16 protein-coding genes are annotated in these 16680 nt (G+C 44.2%); 12 read left to right on the top strand and 4 right to left on the bottom strand.

Features of this window, described 5'->3' with window-relative positions:
• Nucleotides 1-622, bottom strand: a 622-nt coding sequence (locus IQ217_RS03430; RefSeq protein WP_194018928.1) for an IS256 family transposase, incomplete at its 3' end; no start/stop codon positions are given.
• A 36-nt stretch (nt 623-658) separates the two neighbouring features.
• On the opposite strand from IQ217_RS03430, the gene IQ217_RS03425 reads away from it, so the two are divergent.
• The 6 genes from IQ217_RS03425 (at nt 659) to IQ217_RS19175 (ending at nt 4749) form a co-directional block, all read left to right on the top strand.
• Nucleotides 659-1015, top strand: a complete 357-nt coding sequence (locus tag IQ217_RS03425; protein WP_228017236.1) for a type II toxin-antitoxin system VapC family toxin — start codon at nt 659-661, stop codon at nt 1013-1015.
• A gap of 368 nt (nt 1016-1383) precedes the next feature.
• On the top strand, nt 1384-2430 hold the full coding sequence (locus IQ217_RS03420; protein ID WP_194018927.1) for an HAD family hydrolase: 1047 nt from the start codon (nt 1384-1386) through the stop codon (nt 2428-2430).
• Entirely contained in the window at nt 2427-3278 is an 852-nt protein-coding gene (locus IQ217_RS03415) for a bile acid:sodium symporter (RefSeq protein WP_194018926.1), read from the top strand. The genes IQ217_RS03420 and IQ217_RS03415 overlap by 4 nt, the downstream gene beginning before the upstream one ends.
• Nucleotides 3279-3293: 15 nt before the next feature.
• Complete coding sequence (locus IQ217_RS03410; protein WP_194018925.1) at nt 3294-3713, top strand: YidH family protein; 420 nt, start codon at nt 3294-3296, stop codon at nt 3711-3713.
• 180 nt (nt 3714-3893) lie between these two features.
• Nucleotides 3894-4568, top strand: coding sequence for a potassium channel family protein (locus tag IQ217_RS03405; protein WP_194018924.1), 675 nt, complete (start codon nt 3894-3896; stop codon nt 4566-4568).
• A 58-nt stretch (nt 4569-4626) separates the two neighbouring features.
• Nucleotides 4627-4749: a hypothetical protein gene (locus IQ217_RS19175; protein ID WP_255512839.1), complete on the top strand. Its 123-nt coding sequence runs from the start codon at nt 4627-4629 to the stop codon at nt 4747-4749.
• Nucleotides 4750-5061: 312 nt separating this feature from the next.
• Here the strand turns inward: IQ217_RS19175 and IQ217_RS03400 are convergent, their stop codons facing one another.
• Both IQ217_RS03400 and IQ217_RS03395 read right to left on the bottom strand, forming a co-directional pair.
• On the bottom strand, nt 5062-6954 hold the full coding sequence (locus tag IQ217_RS03400) for a mechanosensitive ion channel family protein (RefSeq protein WP_194018923.1): 1893 nt from the start codon (nt 6952-6954) through the stop codon (nt 5062-5064).
• Nucleotides 6951-8174, bottom strand: a complete 1224-nt coding sequence (locus IQ217_RS03395; protein WP_194018922.1) for a cation:proton antiporter — start codon at nt 8172-8174, stop codon at nt 6951-6953. The genes IQ217_RS03400 and IQ217_RS03395 overlap by 4 nt, the downstream gene beginning before the upstream one ends.
• A 152-nt stretch (nt 8175-8326) precedes the next feature.
• Here IQ217_RS03395 and IQ217_RS19170 point away from each other — a divergent pair, with 152 nt between their 5' ends.
• Entirely contained in the window at nt 8327-8449 is a 123-nt protein-coding gene (locus IQ217_RS19170) for a hypothetical protein (RefSeq protein ID WP_255512823.1), read from the top strand.
• A 58-nt stretch (nt 8450-8507) separates the two neighbouring features.
• Here IQ217_RS19170 and IQ217_RS03390 read toward each other — a convergent pair whose 3' ends face one another.
• Nucleotides 8508-9476: an AraC family transcriptional regulator gene (locus tag IQ217_RS03390; protein ID WP_194018921.1), complete on the bottom strand. Its 969-nt coding sequence runs from the start codon at nt 9474-9476 to the stop codon at nt 8508-8510.
• A gap of 367 nt (nt 9477-9843) precedes the next feature.
• Here IQ217_RS03390 and IQ217_RS03385 point away from each other — a divergent pair, with 367 nt between their 5' ends.
• From IQ217_RS03385 to IQ217_RS03365, 5 genes are all read left to right on the top strand, one after another.
• Entirely contained in the window at nt 9844-11175 is a 1332-nt protein-coding gene (locus IQ217_RS03385) for an anaerobic sulfatase maturase (protein ID WP_194018920.1), read from the top strand.
• 300 nt (nt 11176-11475) lie between these two features.
• Nucleotides 11476-13044 carry an arylsulfatase gene (locus tag IQ217_RS03380; RefSeq protein ID WP_194018919.1) on the top strand — a complete coding sequence of 523 codons (1569 nt, stop codon included), beginning with the start codon at nt 11476-11478 and terminating at the stop codon, nt 13042-13044.
• 207 nt (nt 13045-13251) lie between these two features.
• Nucleotides 13252-13842 carry a DUF924 family protein gene (locus IQ217_RS03375; RefSeq protein WP_194018918.1) on the top strand — a complete coding sequence of 197 codons (591 nt, stop codon included), beginning with the start codon at nt 13252-13254 and terminating at the stop codon, nt 13840-13842.
• 186 nt (nt 13843-14028) lie between these two features.
• A complete protein-coding gene (locus IQ217_RS03370; RefSeq protein ID WP_190597379.1) occupies nt 14029-14712 on the top strand; it encodes a MarC family protein in 684 nt (227 codons plus the stop codon).
• Nucleotides 14713-14742: 30 nt separating this feature from the next.
• Complete coding sequence (locus IQ217_RS03365) at nt 14743-16533, top strand: outer membrane protein (protein ID WP_194018917.1); 1791 nt, start codon at nt 14743-14745, stop codon at nt 16531-16533.
• Nucleotides 16534-16680 lie beyond the last annotated feature (147 nt).

The raw sequence follows: 16680 nt of genomic DNA, 5'->3' as shown, positions 1-16680 counted from the left end.
CCGATAGCCATAACCCCAGAACCTCTTTGTGTCCCTCAATGTTTACCCCCATGGCGACGTGGAGTACATGGATGGAGACCCGCCCTTCATGGCGTATGTTCACCCGCAGTCCGTCTAGCCAGACGATGGGATAAACGGCTTCGAGCGGGCGATTCTGCCATTCCCTGATGTCTTCCTTTACCTCCGCCGTTATCTGGCTCACCAACCCGGCCGATATTTTTACTCCGTAGAGTTCCTCGATTTGTTCTTGGATATCGCGAGTGCTCATGCCACGGGCATATAACCCAAGGATTTTTTCATCTAGTCCCTGGATTCTTTTTTCTCGTTTCGGCACTAGTATTGGCTCAAAGTTACTTTTTCGGTCCCTGGGTACGTTAATGGTCATTTCCCCCTGGGCACTCTGGATTGTCTTGTCAGAATAGCCATTACGGCTATTTGACTCTTCCTCATTTTGCTCCAGATAGTAGCTTAGCTCTCCCTTTAGTGCCCGTTCTATCAGCCGTTTACCTAACTGCTTGAGCAGACCGTTCTCCCCCAGGATTTCTTCCGGGGTTGAATAATCCTTTAACAGTTCATCCATTAATTTATCGGCTACGGTATCCTCTTTTTTCTTCCTTGCCATCATTGCCTCCTTGCTGAAATGGGTTAATTTGTATTTTTGCTTTTACACAAATTAATTTACAGTCCCATTGATACTGGTCAAGTTGTTGGCCATGTGACAGCAACAACGCTTACGGATATTTTCTATATTGCTCGCAAGCATACTCGCAGTATCGAGCAATCACGACAAGCAATCTCAGAAATGCTGACTGTTATGGTTATTTGTCCTGTCAACCGAGCCGTTTTAGAAGCAGCATTCAGGTATGGTTTGGCCGATTTTGAAGACGCTGTTCAAATTTTTTGTGCTGTCGAGCAGGGATTGGACGCTATTCTCACACGCGACGCCCAAGGTTTTTTTGGTTCTTCTATGCCTGTGCTATCAATACAGGAATTATTGCAACAATTAGGACGTTAAGAAGTTAGTAGCTCTTGGGAAGTGCGATCTCCATCATTGAATTGATTAAACTTCAAGGGGCGATCGCCTAAAGGTGACTGACCAAAAGTTTGCCATTTTTGTATAGCCTGAGCCGACGGGTAGTGGAAAAATAACCCCAGGTGTTTGCTTAGTCATAAATATGGAGTCGTCACCGAGCCCAATTATGCTGAAGACCTTGCAATGCAGGTTCAGATATTAATTCAAGAAAATCAGTAAACTATTGATCAATTATTAGAGAAAATGCAAAGTAGTCGAACGTTTTAGAGAGAAGAAAAAAAAGGGAACTGTCCGCCAAGGATAGAAATTTTTTCTTCTTAGTTCCAGAATACTGAGCCAAAAATCACAAGATGAAAAAATTCTCGCTCAAGACCTTACTGATTGCCCTATTGGGCGTTCTAGTAGTGACATGGATGGGGAACCTTGCCAACTTCGGTAAGGTATTTGCCCAATCCACCGATCCTTTGCCCTCTTGGAATAAGGGAGCAACAAAAAGCGCAATTATTGAGTTTGTGCAAACAACAACCGACCCATCGAACCCGAATTTCGTCCCCTTACCAGAGCGGATTGCGACGTTTGATCAAGACGGAACTTTATGGGTCGAATATCCTATGTATACCCAGGTAGACTATGTCTTTGATCGTGTTCCGGTGGTGGTTAAGGACAAACCAAAGCTTGCCGATGTTGAGCCCTTTAAAACCGTGCTTTCGGGCAACAAAGAGGCGATCGCCAAGCTCTCCCTGCCGGATCTTGAAAAGATTCTTGTCGCCACCCTTACAGGCATGACAGTGGATGAGTTCAAAACTGAAGCTAAAAAATGGCTAGAAACGGCTAAAAATTCCCGATGGAATCGACCTTACACTGAACTCACCTATCTGCCCATGCAGGAGTTGCTGAAATATCTGCGTGCTAACGATTACAAGACTTATATCGTTACGGGTGGTGGACAAGACTTCGTAAGGGTTTACTCAGAGCAGACCTACGGTATTCCCCCTGAGCAGGTCGTTGGCAGTGCGGGTAGCACCAAGTATGGCTACGACGAAAACGGTCAGCCAATGCTCACTAAAGAACCAAAACTACTCCTTAACGACAACAATGCCGGTAAACCCGAAGGCATCCACCTGATGATCGGACGCCGACCTTACGCCGCCTTTGGTAACTCAACTGGCGATCGCCAGATGCTGGAATACACCAAGGCAGGGGATGGGGCAAGGTTATCAATGCTTGTGCTGCACGACGACGCAAAACGGGAGTACGCCTACGGTCCAGCCCAAGGACTGCCCGACACCAGGGTCGGAACATTCACTCAGGCACTGTACGATGAAGCCAAGAAAGAAGGTTGGTTCGTAATCAGCATGAAAAATGATTGGCGACAAATCTTCGCATTTAAGTCATGAACCATCCTTTTTTGCTCATAATCGTCAAAGTTACAATTTTTTCCCTAATGTTAGCCATGGGAATCAAGTTTTCTTTGGAGACAATGTTTTCTTTTTGGCGCAAACCTGCTTTACTATTTCGTGCGCTATTAGCAGTTGTTGTGCTGGTTCCCCTAGTGGTAGTGGCACTTCTGAAACTATTTAATTTACCTTTGGGAGTAGCGATGGGATTAGTCTTTTTAGCAGCCTCTCCAGGTGCGCCTCTGACCACAAAAAGAACCAAAATGGCGGGAGCTAAATCTAGTCAGTCTGCTAGTCTTCAGCTAACTCTGGCTTTACTTGCGGTTATTATTACCCCTCTGACTTTAGCTATTTTTACTATCCTATTTCAAAGTATTCCCGAAAAACTAACTATGTTAGATGTCGCTAAACAAGTGACTATAGTGCAACTTTTACCCGTTAGTCTAGGCCTTTTACTGCAAAAATTTGGGGCTAATTATGCAGTAAGGGTTGAAAAATCTTTAACTTTTATCGCTAATTTTCTGTTTTTTATACTAGTTATTTTAGCCTGTATTATTGGATTTCCTTTGTTGTTTAAACTTTGGGGATTACCATTAGTTGTGATCACTATTATGGTGATTGTCTCTCTGGGTATTGGACACATTTTAGGAGGCCCCGATGAAGATCATAGGTCTATCCTAGCAATTTCCTGTATTGCTCGTAATATTGGTTTAGCTTTATTTATCACTATTTTAAATGGTCTGGAAAAACAAGTAATACCAACAATAGTAGCTTATTTAATGGTGGGGGCTGTTTTAGGTGTTCTTTACTCAATTTACCATAAGCGCAAATTAGCCAAATTACCCTAAAAAAACTGATCAATTATGAGTCAAACTCCCAAGCAGTCTTCTACCAATGATTTAGCTGCAGATCGTACTGAACTAGCTAAATATCGTAGTCGAGCCGCCGCCGATCGTACCTTAATGGCTTGGATCCGCACGTCTCTATCATTAATTGGTTTTGGTTTTGGTATCCCTACCATCGTGAGGTCAATTGAAAATATCCATATTGAACATCATCTTAATCCAGTAAGATTTTCAGTTATTGTAGGATTATCCTTTATTGGTACAGGAATGTTTGGGATGTTTGTAGGGTTAAAACAACACCGTAAGTTAATCAAGCAAATTGAAAGTAATAGCTATATCTATGAAACATCCTACAGTGCGGAAATTGTTGGAGTAGCACTGTTGGTAATTGGATTAATTAGTTTTATTGGAGTGATAGTTAAATCTATGAATTTTTAACCAAAATGTGAGGAATCATGACTCAATTTTTACTGGTACAAGGGAGAATATCAAAATGTCCAATCTCGAAGAGACTAAGGCGATTACTTTTTAATTAGGGAGGCGATCACTAAAGCCGTTGTTTCGGCTCCTTCGAATCTTAAGAACGCTTCTGGAATTTGTCGAATAATAGAAAAGAGTATGCTCAAACCATTGACAAACCCTTACATTATTTTAATTATTACCGTAATTGGTATTGCGATTGCGATTGTTGGCAAAAATACGTTTGAGTTGTTCTTTGTTAATATAACTTTTTTAGCTACCATATTCTTAATTTCGCTTAGGGATTTTGATCGTCATGATCGTGTCTATTCTAAAAAAAGAGCAAAAATTGTATTTGTCCTAATTTCAATTTCTTTTTTATTTGATTCGATATTCCACTTTCAGTGGATTCCTAGTTTTAGTGCTTTTTTCTTGGCCACTGCTACCGTCATTAAAATTTCAGTTTTTGGATACGAATGGTTCGCCACTATTCAGGCATTAGCCCATAGACAAAAAGTAACCAGTAACATTATCATCTTGGCGATTATTGCCTATCTTTTTATCGGAATTATCTGGTCCTTTATTTATTTCATGATTTGGCAAATAGATCCCCATTCTTTCAAAATTAATGACGTCAGGGAATATCAATTACAGCCTTGGAATTTGGCAATGTATTTTAGTTTAATTACCTTAACCACTGTTGGCTATGGCGGCATTATTCCCACAGGAAGGTGGGTAATGCTTCTCGCAAATTTTGAAGCAATGGCTGGGGCAATTTTTTTAACTGTAATTATTGCTCGCTTAGTTTCTCTATATGGTAACCTGGATAACTAATCTTTATGACAATGTAAATTCACAAATAATCAAAACTTAGCCCTGTGAACAGTGGAATGTGGGGCGAGAATTCCGGTGGTGGGTGAAACAGGCCTTTGATAAAGCTGAAATTCGGGCTGGCATTCCCCACCAAACCATCACTCTGATGCCCAGTGCAACGGATCAAGAAGTCCTAAACTGACCATCAGGCAGTTTCAAGGAATCACCTAGCGTACTGGTAAGATTTATCCGGCCATCTCCTTTAACCCAAACAAGTTTAGTGAAAAAAGTGGATTTACTCAAACCTTACTTTTTCCTGAAAACAACACCTTTATTTTAAAATAGGCGATCAATTTATTCACATTGTAGATAGATTTATTGGGTACTGGTCTTAAAAAAGGATGATTTTATGAAACGCTTATCAAACATAGAATTTAGATGAATCAGCAATTTGACATTCTAAATCTTTGTCCAGAAATAGCTTCAGCAATCTATAGTTAAGCGACCAATTTATTTAACTTTCTTGTCCACTTTCACGGATCAAGGCCTGATCATTATTTTGACTATTTTTCATCGAAGAGTCAACCATTGTCAACTTATTTTCAAACCAAATAGATCGTTGGGGAAAAGGAATAGAAATTCCCTGTTGATCAAACGCTAACTTCAAACGCCGACGGTATTCTCGTACCACTGTCCATTGCTCACTCAGTTTCGTTTTTAAAACCAAAAAGATCGTAATACTATTATCGCCAAAATTGTCTACCCCTTTCATGTCTGACTGAATTTCATACTTACTCCAAACCTCATCTTGTTGCATGTCTTCCACAACTTGATTGATCACCGTAATGGCCAGATCTAAATCTGTGCTGTAAGCAACATCAATAAACACTTTAATCCCCGATTGACCGTGGGTAAAATTGGTTATTTTGTCGAAACTACTATGGGAAACAATAAACAAATCCCCGCAAACGGTGCGGAGTTGACTATTGCGGAGAGAAATTCGTTCTACTGTGCCGGAAACCTCGCCAATTTGCACAATATCCCCCAATCCATACTGATCTTCTGCCAAAATAAAATAGGTTTTGACAAAATCTTGGAGAACATTTTGAACCAAAAAAGCCAGTCCTGCCAGAATGATCAAGGCAAAATATAAAACATTAATAAAATAGGAAAATAATAAAAATCCCAATATTAAAATCAAATAAATATTGAATTGTTTTAAAACAGAAAAAATCGTAATTGCACGGGTTTTTACGCGGGGATATTCCATCCCTTTTTCTTGAATAAAATCAATAATGCGGGTTAAAACCAGGCGACAAATGCTATCTAAGATCGGTTTTGATAGGAAAATGCCCAGCATAATGCCAATGTAAGCTAGGGGAAATCGAATTAACCAATCACTGACGGCGCGGGTTTGGGGAAACCGATGCAAAATCCAGCCCCCCCCCCCAAACCACAGGCTGAGTTGCATGGCAAACAATAGGGGTCGCAAAATCAATAGAAACTCAATTTGACTTTCAACGGAAATTCGAGGCAGATAACGGTGATACCAAGCCTTCTGAGACTGACGGATAAAGGTTTCGTCTAACTCCAACTCTGCTGGAGAAGCATCCGCAAGCTCATGGTTTTCTTTGGAGGTGAGTAAGACTTGTCGATAGTGTTCCAGACGAAGACGCTGCGATCGCCGCCATTTTTGTAAGCGTCTAATCACCCAACTGCTGGCTAGCATGATTAGAATCAAAGCCAGAATCAGCGGAATTTGTTGTTTTTGATAGGGGACTTGTCTTTCCCTCTGGGCTTGTAATAATGCTTGTCGGATAATGTCAGACCATTTCTGAGCTGTGCCATCAATGGCGATTGGTTCATCTAACTCAGTATCCGCCTGGGTGACGGTTAATAAATATCTGGGACCCCAATTTTGATCCGATGCCACCAGCACCGTTTGATCATTCAAAACCGCAGGGTCAATGCTCAGGGATTGGGGATCAAAGCCATCGCTAACAATTTTGCTGAGGTTATAGTTAATGCTCTTAACCCGTCGCTGAATGGGAGAAACGATGTTTTCATCGCTTGACTGATTGGTTGTGGGGGCCGCAATGGCAAAAAGTACCTTGCCATCAAGCCTAACTTTGGCAATATCTAGATTCCCTTCTTGGCTCACATCACTGAGGGGCACGGAGACATTTTTGGGCAGGTTGATCAGTTGCCCTTGGGCGGGTAGGCTAACACTCGTTAAGGCGATCGCCAACAGGCCAGCGATCAGGAATAACAAGAATTTTTGTATTTTTTTTAAGGCTCGACACCCAAAGTTAAGGCGGTGAGTGATTCTCCGAGTAATGTACCTGTCAACGGTTTTAATTTTGAAATAGGCAATCAATTTGTTCACATTAACGACGAATAAGTTCATGGTTGATGATTCTGGCGACGACTCCATTGACCATACCAATTGGCCAGGGGCGTTGCGCTAAAACCGTGGGCCAAAACGCTCAATAAAATCGTACAAGAAGCAATAATCGCAATATCGCGGCTATGGGGTAACTTTTCGTCCAGCACGATAACGGCAAAGACGATGCTGGCTAATCCCCTGGGGCCAAACCAACCGACAAACAAGGTGCTCCAACGGTCTAACCCCATCCCTAAAACGGCCAAAAATACAGGCAGGATACGGATGACCGTCAAGCTCAACACGGCATAAACAAAGGCTGACCAAGTTAGCTCATTGATCACAAAGGGTACAACGCTAGCGCCAAACATCACCCAGGTAATCAACGATAAAGCGTCCCCGGTGGCTTCGGCGGCAATCAGCAAGTCTTCCTTTTCGGTTTTCACCATCCTCCCAAAAGTCAATCCCCCCACAAAACAGGCAATAAAACCACTGCCGCCTAAGTGTTGGGCGCTGGCAAAACAGGCAATGGCCAGGGCGATCGCCAAGATCGGTTGCCAATCGGCGGCGATCCAATCCCGCTGGAGGCAAAAGCTCCTAAGTTGTACTCCAATTACGGCAAAACTGGCCCCAATTAAAGCCCCAATACCGATCTGTTGAGTGAAGAGGTTAAATAATAAACTGGCTGTATTGTTGGTATCTGTCTGATCTGGATTGGCGATCGCCAGTAATGTAAATAAAAGCGGGACACAAATACCGTCATTGAGTCCACTTTCCACATTCAAATCTTCACGGATATTGTCAGGAACCTGGGGATTGGTGACCACTGCTTTTCCCAAGGCGGCATCGGTGGGGGCCAACATCACTGCGAGAATGCCCGCTTCCGCTGGACTAAATTGGGGAAATAAGAATTGGCCAGCGATAAAACCCAGTCCAATCGTGAGGGGCAGTCCCACCGCCAGCAAACGCCAGGGTAACCGCAAGCTATTCCGTAATATGCTTAAATTTGCATTGGCCGCATCAGTAAATAAAATCGACGCCAGGGTTAATTCGGCGATCGTTTTGAGATTTTCCGAGGTGACATTGAATTGAATTAGATTGAGTCCAAAAGCGCCAAAGAGTAAGCCAAAACCTGAAAAAATAATTGCATCGGACAGCCACGTTTTGGATAATCTTCCTGCAATCAAACTATACAGAAAAACAAAAATTGCTAGAATAGCCCAATCGCTATATGGTTCAATCATAAATTTTTATTACAAGTATTTACAGACTTTGGCTGTCTTTTCCAGGAAACAACACGCTATAAAATAACATCTACTGTTCAATTTAAAAGAAAAATAAATAAGAAATTTTGATTTGTTTATTGATAAAAACCTAGCCCTGTGAACAGTGGAATGTGGGGCGAGAATTCCGACGGCGGGTGAAACAGGCCTTTGATAAAGCCGAAATTCGGGTTGGCATTCCCCACCAAACCATTAATCCCATGCCCACCGTAACGGATCAAGAGGTGTTGAATTAACCATCACCCACCGGAGTTCGAGGCAGTGTCCGCGAGTAACCTAAAGAGTTCCTTTTGATTACTGTTTCAGGGTTTCTTTGGGAGTCTCACCAAACAGGGTCTTGTAGTCTCTAGCAAAGTGACCTGGACTGTAAAAACCGTGCTCAGCGGCAATGGCCGAAATAGTCCTAGTCCCAGGTACTGTCATTTTCAGCAACCGACGCACCACCTGCAAACGTAAAATCTTGAGGTAGACCATGGGGGAGATACCTAAAATTTGGTCAAAGGCATAGGTTAGGGTACGCTGGCTAGTAAAGATGCTCTTTGCAACGGCGGCCAGGGTGATGGGCTGGTTGAGATGGGCTTCTAGGAATGCTTCCGTTTGTCGGACTAAATCGCCTCGGCGCAAGGGACGTTGGGACGTTGTGGGAAGCTGTCCTTTAGGCGGAATGGACTGAATCAAGAGAGGAATAAAGTCCTCTTTCAATAGCCTCTGAAAAGTTAAGCTGGCGAGGCAAGCAGTCTGGTTAACGACCAAAGTATAGAGTTCCCGGACAAAGACCTGGAGCGGCCCAATAGTGGTTGGAATGCAGACTTGATTTTGCCCTAAGAATCTGGCATCAAGGTCGTCCCGTTCCATCAGGCAAAGATATTGATTTAGTAGGACGGCGCTGACAGCAACATAACAATATAAAACCGAGTCAGCTATCACGAGATCAACCTCCCGCTCAGAGTCGAAGCCAAACAGCATCTGCCGATTGATTGGACAGTTGTGGGCTATAAATTTCTGCTCATCTACCGCATTGAGTAGAAAGGAAAAAAAGACGGCTTCGGCTGGTTTCGGCCCAACAACCCGCAAGGGCACAACACTTTTCGTAAAGTTAAAGGCAATGTTCCCCAGGTTGAGTTGCACCGCTTCACAGGAGTAGGGGGCAAGCACTAACGGGGTAATTCTGAGGGGAAGCCTCAGCGCCTCAGCCATTTCATCGGTATCTTGAAACTTTTGATGAATAAGATTCGGCGTTGGCGGCTGAACTTTTTGAACCATAATATTAGCTTATGTTGCAATGGCAAAAAACACCGATTGTTACCTACATTCTGTGAAAAAGTGTTGATTTCCCAAAAGTTTGCCATTTTTGTATAGCCTAAACCGATGGGTAGTGGCAAGATGACCCAAGTCGTTCAGTTGTTGCTCTCCCGCACGAACAATGGGGGCTTTATAAGAAATCCCTAAGTAGGTGGGAAGAATGAAATGGCAAACAGGTTAAACGCCTGTAACCATTGTCAAACAAAACTTTCAGCGATTGTACGGAAACTGCATCATCTTAATAAGCGATTGATCCTTGTGACTGATCAAAACAAATGACAAGTTTAAATTGGATCTTGATCCACATTCAGCCACCGAGATCCACAGTATGACCCAGCCCAAAACTCCTCCCCGCATCCATGTTCTGGCTAAACCAACCGGAGCAATTTGTAACCTCAACTGCTCCTACTGCTTTTTTCTAGACAAAGAACAGCTTTATCCAGGCAGTAAGTTTCGGATGGCGGATGAGCTGTTGGAAAACTATATTCGTCAACTGATCGAAACCCACCGCACAAAAGAGGTTACGGTGGCCTGGCAGGGAGGAGAACCCACCCTGATGGGAGTCGATTTCTTTCGCAAGGCGATCGCCTACCAGGAGAAGTACCGCAAGCCGGGAATGACCTTTGAGAATACGATCCAAACCAACGGTACGTTACTCAACGATGAGTGGTGTGAGTTTTTGAAAGAAAACAACTATTTGGTTGGGTTGAGTATTGATGGGCCAAGGGAACTCCATGATGCCTATCGGGTTGATAAAGCTGGGGGGCCGACCTTTGATAACGTGATGCGGGGTCTGCGGCTGTTGCAGAAACATGGAGTAGAGTACAACATTCTGACCACTGTCAATGCGGCAAATGGCAATCATCCCCTGGAGGTCTATCGATTTCTTCGGGATGAAGTGGGCGCTAGCTGGGTTCAGTTCATCCCCATTATTGAGCGGATAAATGAGGACGGCAGTACCCTCCACCAACAGGGAACCCTCGTTTCTGATCGCTCCGTTAAACCTGAGCAATTTGGCAGCTTTTTGATCAGTATCTTTGATGAATGGGTGCGCCATGATGTGGGCAAGGTATTCGTACAAACCTTTGAAGCCGCCGTCAGCAAGTGGATCGGTGCGCCCTCTGGCATGTGCGTCTTTGAACCCACCTGTGGTCATGCGGTGGCCTTAGAACATAACGGTGATCTTTACTCCTGTGACCACTTTGTCGAACCCGATTATAAGCTGGGCAACATTCAGGATCAGCCCATAGGGGATCTGGTCGGCGGCGATCGCCAGCATCAGTTTGGGCGGGACAAATTGGAAAAACTACCAAAGTATTGCCTGGACTGTGACGTGCGCTTTGCCTGTAACGGCGAATGTCCTAAAAATCGGTTCATTACCACCCCCGATGGGGAACCAGGGCTGAATTACCTGTGTGCCGGGTATAAGGAATTTTTCCATCACATTGATGAACCCCTCCGGCTTTTAGCAGAAATCATGCGACGCAACTATCCTGCCGCAAAAATCATGCCCATCTTGGCCGCCCAGGATGCCGCTTTTGCCAAAGCCCATCCCAACGATCCCTGCCCTTGTGGCAGTGGTCAGAAGTTTAAGAAATGCCATGGTCTGCATAAAACCAAAAAAAGCCGGAAAACCGCCTGTCAACCGGCCCGAACTTAATGGTGTAGGGCCGCATTGATCGATTTGCCTTCCGGCGGTCAATGTCTCAATAGGAGGGCGGTGTACGAATACAGAATTGGCATTGCTGATTTGAGGTATGTTTAGCCCCCCTAGCTCCCCAAATTTGGGGGGAACCAAAAATGGAAAGTCCCCCAGCATTGGGGGATTTAGGGGGCGATAAAAAATCTTGAAGCTCACAAACTCATACCCTGATTCAGTAATGCCACACGATTAAATCCCTTGGCAGCATTCCCCTGCTGACTGATAACTCTAATAACCATTTAATGGAGAGACAAAACAATGTCGAATAAAAAACCCAACATTATTCTGTTAGTAACCGATGACACCGGCTATGGCGATCTTGGCCCCTACGGCGGCGGCGAAGGACGGGGGATGCCAACCCCAAACTTTGATCGCATGGCGGCGGAAGGCATGACCTTCTTTTCCTTCTATGCCCAACCGAGTTGTACTCCGGGTCGGGCGGCCATGCAAACGGGTCGTATCCCCAACCGTAGCGGCATGACCACCGTGGCATTTCAGGGCCAGGGCGGCGGCTTACCCGCAGCGGAGTGGACCCTGGCCTCTGTGCTAAAACAGGCCAACTACCGCACCTTTTTCACGGGCAAATGGCATTTGGGTGAGGACGATTATGCACTACCCAATGCCCAGGGCTACGACGAGATGAAGTATGTCGGTCTCTACCACCTAAATGCCTATACCTATGCCGACCCCACCTGGTTCCCCGATATGGAGCCAGAACTACGGGCCATGTTCCAAAATGTGACCAAAGGATCGCTGTCCGCTAAGGCCGGTGAGAAGGCCAAGGAAGATTTCAAGATCAATGGTCAGTACGTCGATACGCCAGATGAAGGCGTTGTGGGAATTCCTTTCTTTGATGGCTATGTCGAGAAAGCGGCGATCGAATTTCTCGAAGATGCGGCCAAGGAAGACCAGCCCTTCTTCCTCAACGTCAACTTTATGAAGGTACACCAGCCCAACCTGCCCCACCCCAACTTCATTCACAAATCGCCTTCTAAGTGCAAGTATGCAGACTCGATTGTCGAGCTGGACTCTCGCATCGGGGCAATTATGGATAAAGTACGGGAACTTGGCCTGGAAGAGGATACTTTCGTCTTCTGGACGACCGACAATGGGGCCTGGCAGGATGTCTATCCTGACGCTGGCTACACCCCATTCCGGGGCACAAAGGGCACCGTCCGTGAGGGGGGCAACCGCGTCCCGGCGATCGCCTGGTGGCCCGGGAAGATCGCGCCCGGCGTGAAGAACCACGATATTGTGGGCGGTCTCGATCTGATGGCGACCTTTGCTAACCTCGCCGGGGTGTCACTACCCACCAATGATCGTGAAGGCCAACCGATCATCTTTGACAGCTACGACATGTCTCCAGCGCTGTTTGGTACGGGTAAGTGTGAACGCAAATCCTGGTTCTATTTCACCGAGAATGAACTGACACCGGGGGCAGTACGGGTCAACAATTACAAGGCGGTATTTAACCTGCGGGGTGACGATGGTGCAACGACCGGAGGTCTAGCCGTAGACTCCAACCTGGGATGGAAGGGGGCAGAGAGTTATGTTGCCGTCGTGCCGCAGATGTTTGACCTGTGGCAAGACCCCCAGGAACGCTACGACATCTTCATGAACAACTATACGGAACGCACCTGGATGCTGGTCACCATGAGCGAAAAGGTCAAAGAGCTAATGAAAACCTATGTGCAGTATCCACCGCGCAAGCTACAGAGCGAGGGGTATGCTGGCCCGATTACGCTCACCCAGTATGAGCGCTTCCAACATATCCGGGAAATGCTCGCGAAGGAGGGCATCACAATACCCTTACCCACCGGAAACTAGCCCAAAACTGGTGTTAATGCACGATTGAGCTTAACAGTCACACTAGCCTGGGGCAATGCACCTGCCAGTACTTGAAACTGGTGGGTGCTAACTATGATCTGGATGTAGTCTCGATTTCATTGTCATCAACGACCATGCCGAGAATCTCGGTTTTGCCCCCTTGGCCAGCGTACAAAATTTCTCTTTTCTGTTATCACCCCAATTATGATGAACTCAGAAATCTCCCACCGAGTTAAAGATATCTTAAATTTTTGGTTTGGTGAACCCAATAACCAAGACTATGGGAAACCAAGAAAAATCTGGTTTATCAAAAACCCCGACTTCGACGAAGAAGTGCGATCACATTTTTATACCGACTACGAAGCTGCCGCCGCCGGTAAACTTGACTCCTGGCAAACTGCCCCAGAAAGCTGTCTGGCATTGATCATTTTGCTAGACCAATTGCCTCGAAATCTGTTTCGAGGTCAATGGCGCTCTTTTGCCACCGACCCTAAAGCTTTAAGCGCCGCTCAATACGCCGTCGAACAAGGTTTCGACCAACAAATGATTCCTATAAAACGGTGGTTTATCTATCTGCCCTATGAACACAGCGAAAACCTCGAACATCAACGCCAGTCTGTCGCCCTCTTTGAACAACTTAGGGAGGATGCCGATAGTGCATCTACTATTGACTATGCCATTCGCCATTATCAAGTTATCGAAAAATTTGGGCGTTTTCCCCACCGCAATCAAATTTTAGGCAGAGAAAACACCCCAGAAGAAACGGAATTCCTCAAACAACCCGGTTCCTCTTTTTAATTGATTGGAAACGGGGAATGACACGGGCACCACTAGCATAAGTCACATGGCGATCGCCTTTTAGCCAGGAACAATTGTGAGCATTAATTTCTCTTGAAGATAAGTTTCTAGCTTTTCCCTTAGGTAGAATACTTATTTGGGGATTACCAATATTTTCTGTCTAAATTTTATTTGAATTTTCAGATTATGGATTTTTCATTTTTAAGAAATTTTGGAATTACCCTATTTGCTCTCTTGAATGCCTTAGGCATGCTACCTATTTTTATCAGTTACACTGCCCGTGAAACCAAAGAAGTCCAACGGATTGTTGCTTTTTTTGTCTCTCTGACTGTTCTAGGTTTGTTAGTGATCTTTATGCTCGTAGGGACACCGATGCTTAATTTTTTTGGTGTGACCCTAAATTCCTTTCGGATTGCGGGGGGCATACTTCTCTTAATCATCGGTATCAATATCGTGAACGGAAAGGGAACAAATACAACAGACTCTCTTTCTGATAAGCAAGAAGACAAGAAAAGTAATCTAATTGAAGCAAAATCAGTTTACAGTCAAATTGTGATTCCCATGGCCATGCCCTTATTAGTGGGGCCAGGGGTTATTGCTAATGTGATTCTTTACGCCAGTGAGGCGGAGAAAATTCATAAAGGGACCGCTTTTGAACTCATTCCTGTGACCGCTTTTGTGACTTTTCTGGTTTTCCTTGTTCTCGCTTCAGGTAAATCATTACAACGACTTTTAGGTAATATTGGACTGAGTATTACTCAACGGGTCATGGGCTTATTTGTTGCGGCGATCGGGGTTCAATTTATGGTTACAGGGGTAATTGATATTTTTACTAGCCAAATTATGCCTGAATTATCAAAAATCAAGTAATATATCTGAAAAATAAGAGGAGTGATCGCCGTGTTAGAACAACTGAAAAATCCTATTAAATTAATCCTAATCATTCAAGGTTTTTTGCTGGGAACTTCTGGTTTATTTACCCCAAAAGTGCTTGCCAATCCTGTTTCATTATCTTCAATAGCCCCAGAAGCAAAATCGATTAGTTCCTGTAATGAAGTTGTGCCGACATCAAACTTCATTACACCGACCGAATCCAGTTTGGAGGAAGAGCAACCCTTACCGGCTCCGACAAGTTCCTGTGCCTCGGATTTAGAAATTCTATCTTCCGAACCAAATACCCTAATTTCTCAGGAGTTTATCCCCCCGCCTGAAACTGTCCCCGACTCCTCTGAAGTTCTTGATCCCTTACAAGTTCAGACCGTAGAAGATAGCGATAAATGGAGATTTGTCTTTCAACCCTACGCCACTATTCCTATTAGTACTTATGGCAGTGCTACCGTTAAAGGAGAGACCGTTAATTACCGCTTGGGACTGGGAGAATTGTTGCAATACCTCAACGTAGCGGCGAGTGGTCGTGTGGAAGCCTGGAAAGGAAACTGGGGATTTATCATCGATGGTTACTATGTCAATTTACAGGGAGCGGGTAGTGTTCAGAGAACAAATACCCGTACTCCTAGTCCAATTAATACGGTGGACTATTTTTTAACTAAAGGCATTAACAGCAATATCCAGGAAGTTGCGAACCTTTTAGATCAGCAAGTGCAACTCTTGCAAGAACAAGAGGAACTGAAAGCTAGTGAAACCCTACAAAACTTTGAAAGAGAAGTAAATGACCTCCAGGTGACCCTGGCGAAAGATGCCCAATCCCTAGAAACTTTAGCATCTGATTTTAAATTTTTTACGGAGACCTTAGCTCAAGATGGTCGGAAACTAGAAACTTTATCCACAAACATTCAGGAGGTTCAATCCCTCAACGTCCCTCTCGAAGTAGATCAAGGATTCAAAAAGGCGATCGCCCTCAATAGTGCCATTGCCAAGAATCAGGAACAATTACGAGATCTACAGCAACAAATTCAAAATATTGGCACCATTCCCAGCCTAAATCAAGTTCAGCAAAACCTACAGCAAACTAGAGCAGTCTTAGAAGAAGCGGGTCAAAAAGTTCAAGAATTACAGCAAATTGAAGATAGTGAATCGCTACGGACATTGCAATCCACCATTGAACAAGATAAACAATTAATTGATCAACAAATAGAGGATATAAACAAAGTTCAAAATTTTCAAGATAATCGGGAACCACAACAAATCAACAATAATATTGACAGTAGTCTTCAATTTAATCAAGGGATTTATGACTTTGCTATTAGTTATAACTTCGGTGATTCTCCCCCCGCGGGGTTGCCAAAAGAACCTTCTGGAAAAGAATTTCCCCGTTTCTGGTTCCAGCCCATTTTAGGAGTGCGTCTGAACAGTGTTAATCTGCAACTTGAAAATACGATTAACTACAGCATTTCTAGTAGTCTAGTCAATATTGAAGGTACGACCCAAAATACTCTTCAGGCAGGAAAAGTTTGGCTTGATCCCCTCATCGGTGGAAAACTAGGTTTACAGTTATCTGATCCAATTACCCTTTGGTTTCGAGGTGATGTTTCAGGTTTTGGTCTATCAGGAGACACTAATTACAGTTGGAATTTATTTTTTGGTATGGATTGGTGGGTCAGGGAAAATATTTCTTTGCAATTGGCCTATCGTTTCTATCAACTTAATTATCAAACAGGTACGGGCAGCAATGCCTTTGGCTTTTCGGAATCTTTTAATGGGCCCTTTCTTTCTGCTAGTTTTCATTTCTAGCTTTGGCTAATTTCTCCATCTCTATTTGTTTTGAATATCGTACAATTTAAACAAATCTAATCATCCATCAATAACTAAGGTGCTGAAAGCTCATATTTTACGATATTCCACAAGAAAACTAAGCTCCTTTCTATTAGAGGCTGTCTG

It is taken from the genome of Synechocystis salina LEGE 00031 (assembly GCF_015207985.1).
Taxonomy (GTDB): Bacteria; Cyanobacteriota; Cyanobacteriia; order Cyanobacteriales; family Microcystaceae; genus Synechocystis; species Synechocystis salina.
The sequence above is the reverse complement of the archived record's forward strand: the minus strand, read 5'-3'. Positions and strand labels throughout refer to the sequence as shown.

What these genes read in the sequence shown, in the direction of transcription:
- IQ217_RS03420 (WP_194018927.1), top strand. Translation starts at nt 1,384, where the DNA reads ATGAAAAAATTCTCGCTCAAGACCTTACTGATTGCCCTATTGGGCGTT.
- IQ217_RS03415 (WP_194018926.1), top strand. Translation starts at nt 2,427, where the DNA reads ATGAACCATCCTTTTTTGCTCATAATCGTCAAAGTTACAATTTTTTCC.
- IQ217_RS03410 (WP_194018925.1), top strand. Translation starts at nt 3,294, where the DNA reads ATGAGTCAAACTCCCAAGCAGTCTTCTACCAATGATTTAGCTGCAGAT.
- IQ217_RS03405 (WP_194018924.1), top strand. Translation starts at nt 3,894, where the DNA reads ATGCTCAAACCATTGACAAACCCTTACATTATTTTAATTATTACCGTA.
- IQ217_RS03400 (WP_194018923.1), bottom strand. Translation starts at nt 6,954, where the DNA reads ATGAACTTATTCGTCGTTAATGTGAACAAATTGATTGCCTATTTCAAA.
- IQ217_RS03395 (WP_194018922.1), bottom strand. Translation starts at nt 8,174, where the DNA reads ATGATTGAACCATATAGCGATTGGGCTATTCTAGCAATTTTTGTTTTT.
- IQ217_RS03390 (WP_194018921.1), bottom strand. Translation starts at nt 9,476, where the DNA reads ATGGTTCAAAAAGTTCAGCCGCCAACGCCGAATCTTATTCATCAAAAG.
- IQ217_RS03385 (WP_194018920.1), top strand. Translation starts at nt 9,844, where the DNA reads ATGACCCAGCCCAAAACTCCTCCCCGCATCCATGTTCTGGCTAAACCA.
- IQ217_RS03380 (WP_194018919.1), top strand. Translation starts at nt 11,476, where the DNA reads ATGTCGAATAAAAAACCCAACATTATTCTGTTAGTAACCGATGACACC.
- IQ217_RS03375 (WP_194018918.1), top strand. Translation starts at nt 13,252, where the DNA reads ATGAACTCAGAAATCTCCCACCGAGTTAAAGATATCTTAAATTTTTGG.
- IQ217_RS03370 (WP_190597379.1), top strand. Translation starts at nt 14,029, where the DNA reads ATGGATTTTTCATTTTTAAGAAATTTTGGAATTACCCTATTTGCTCTC.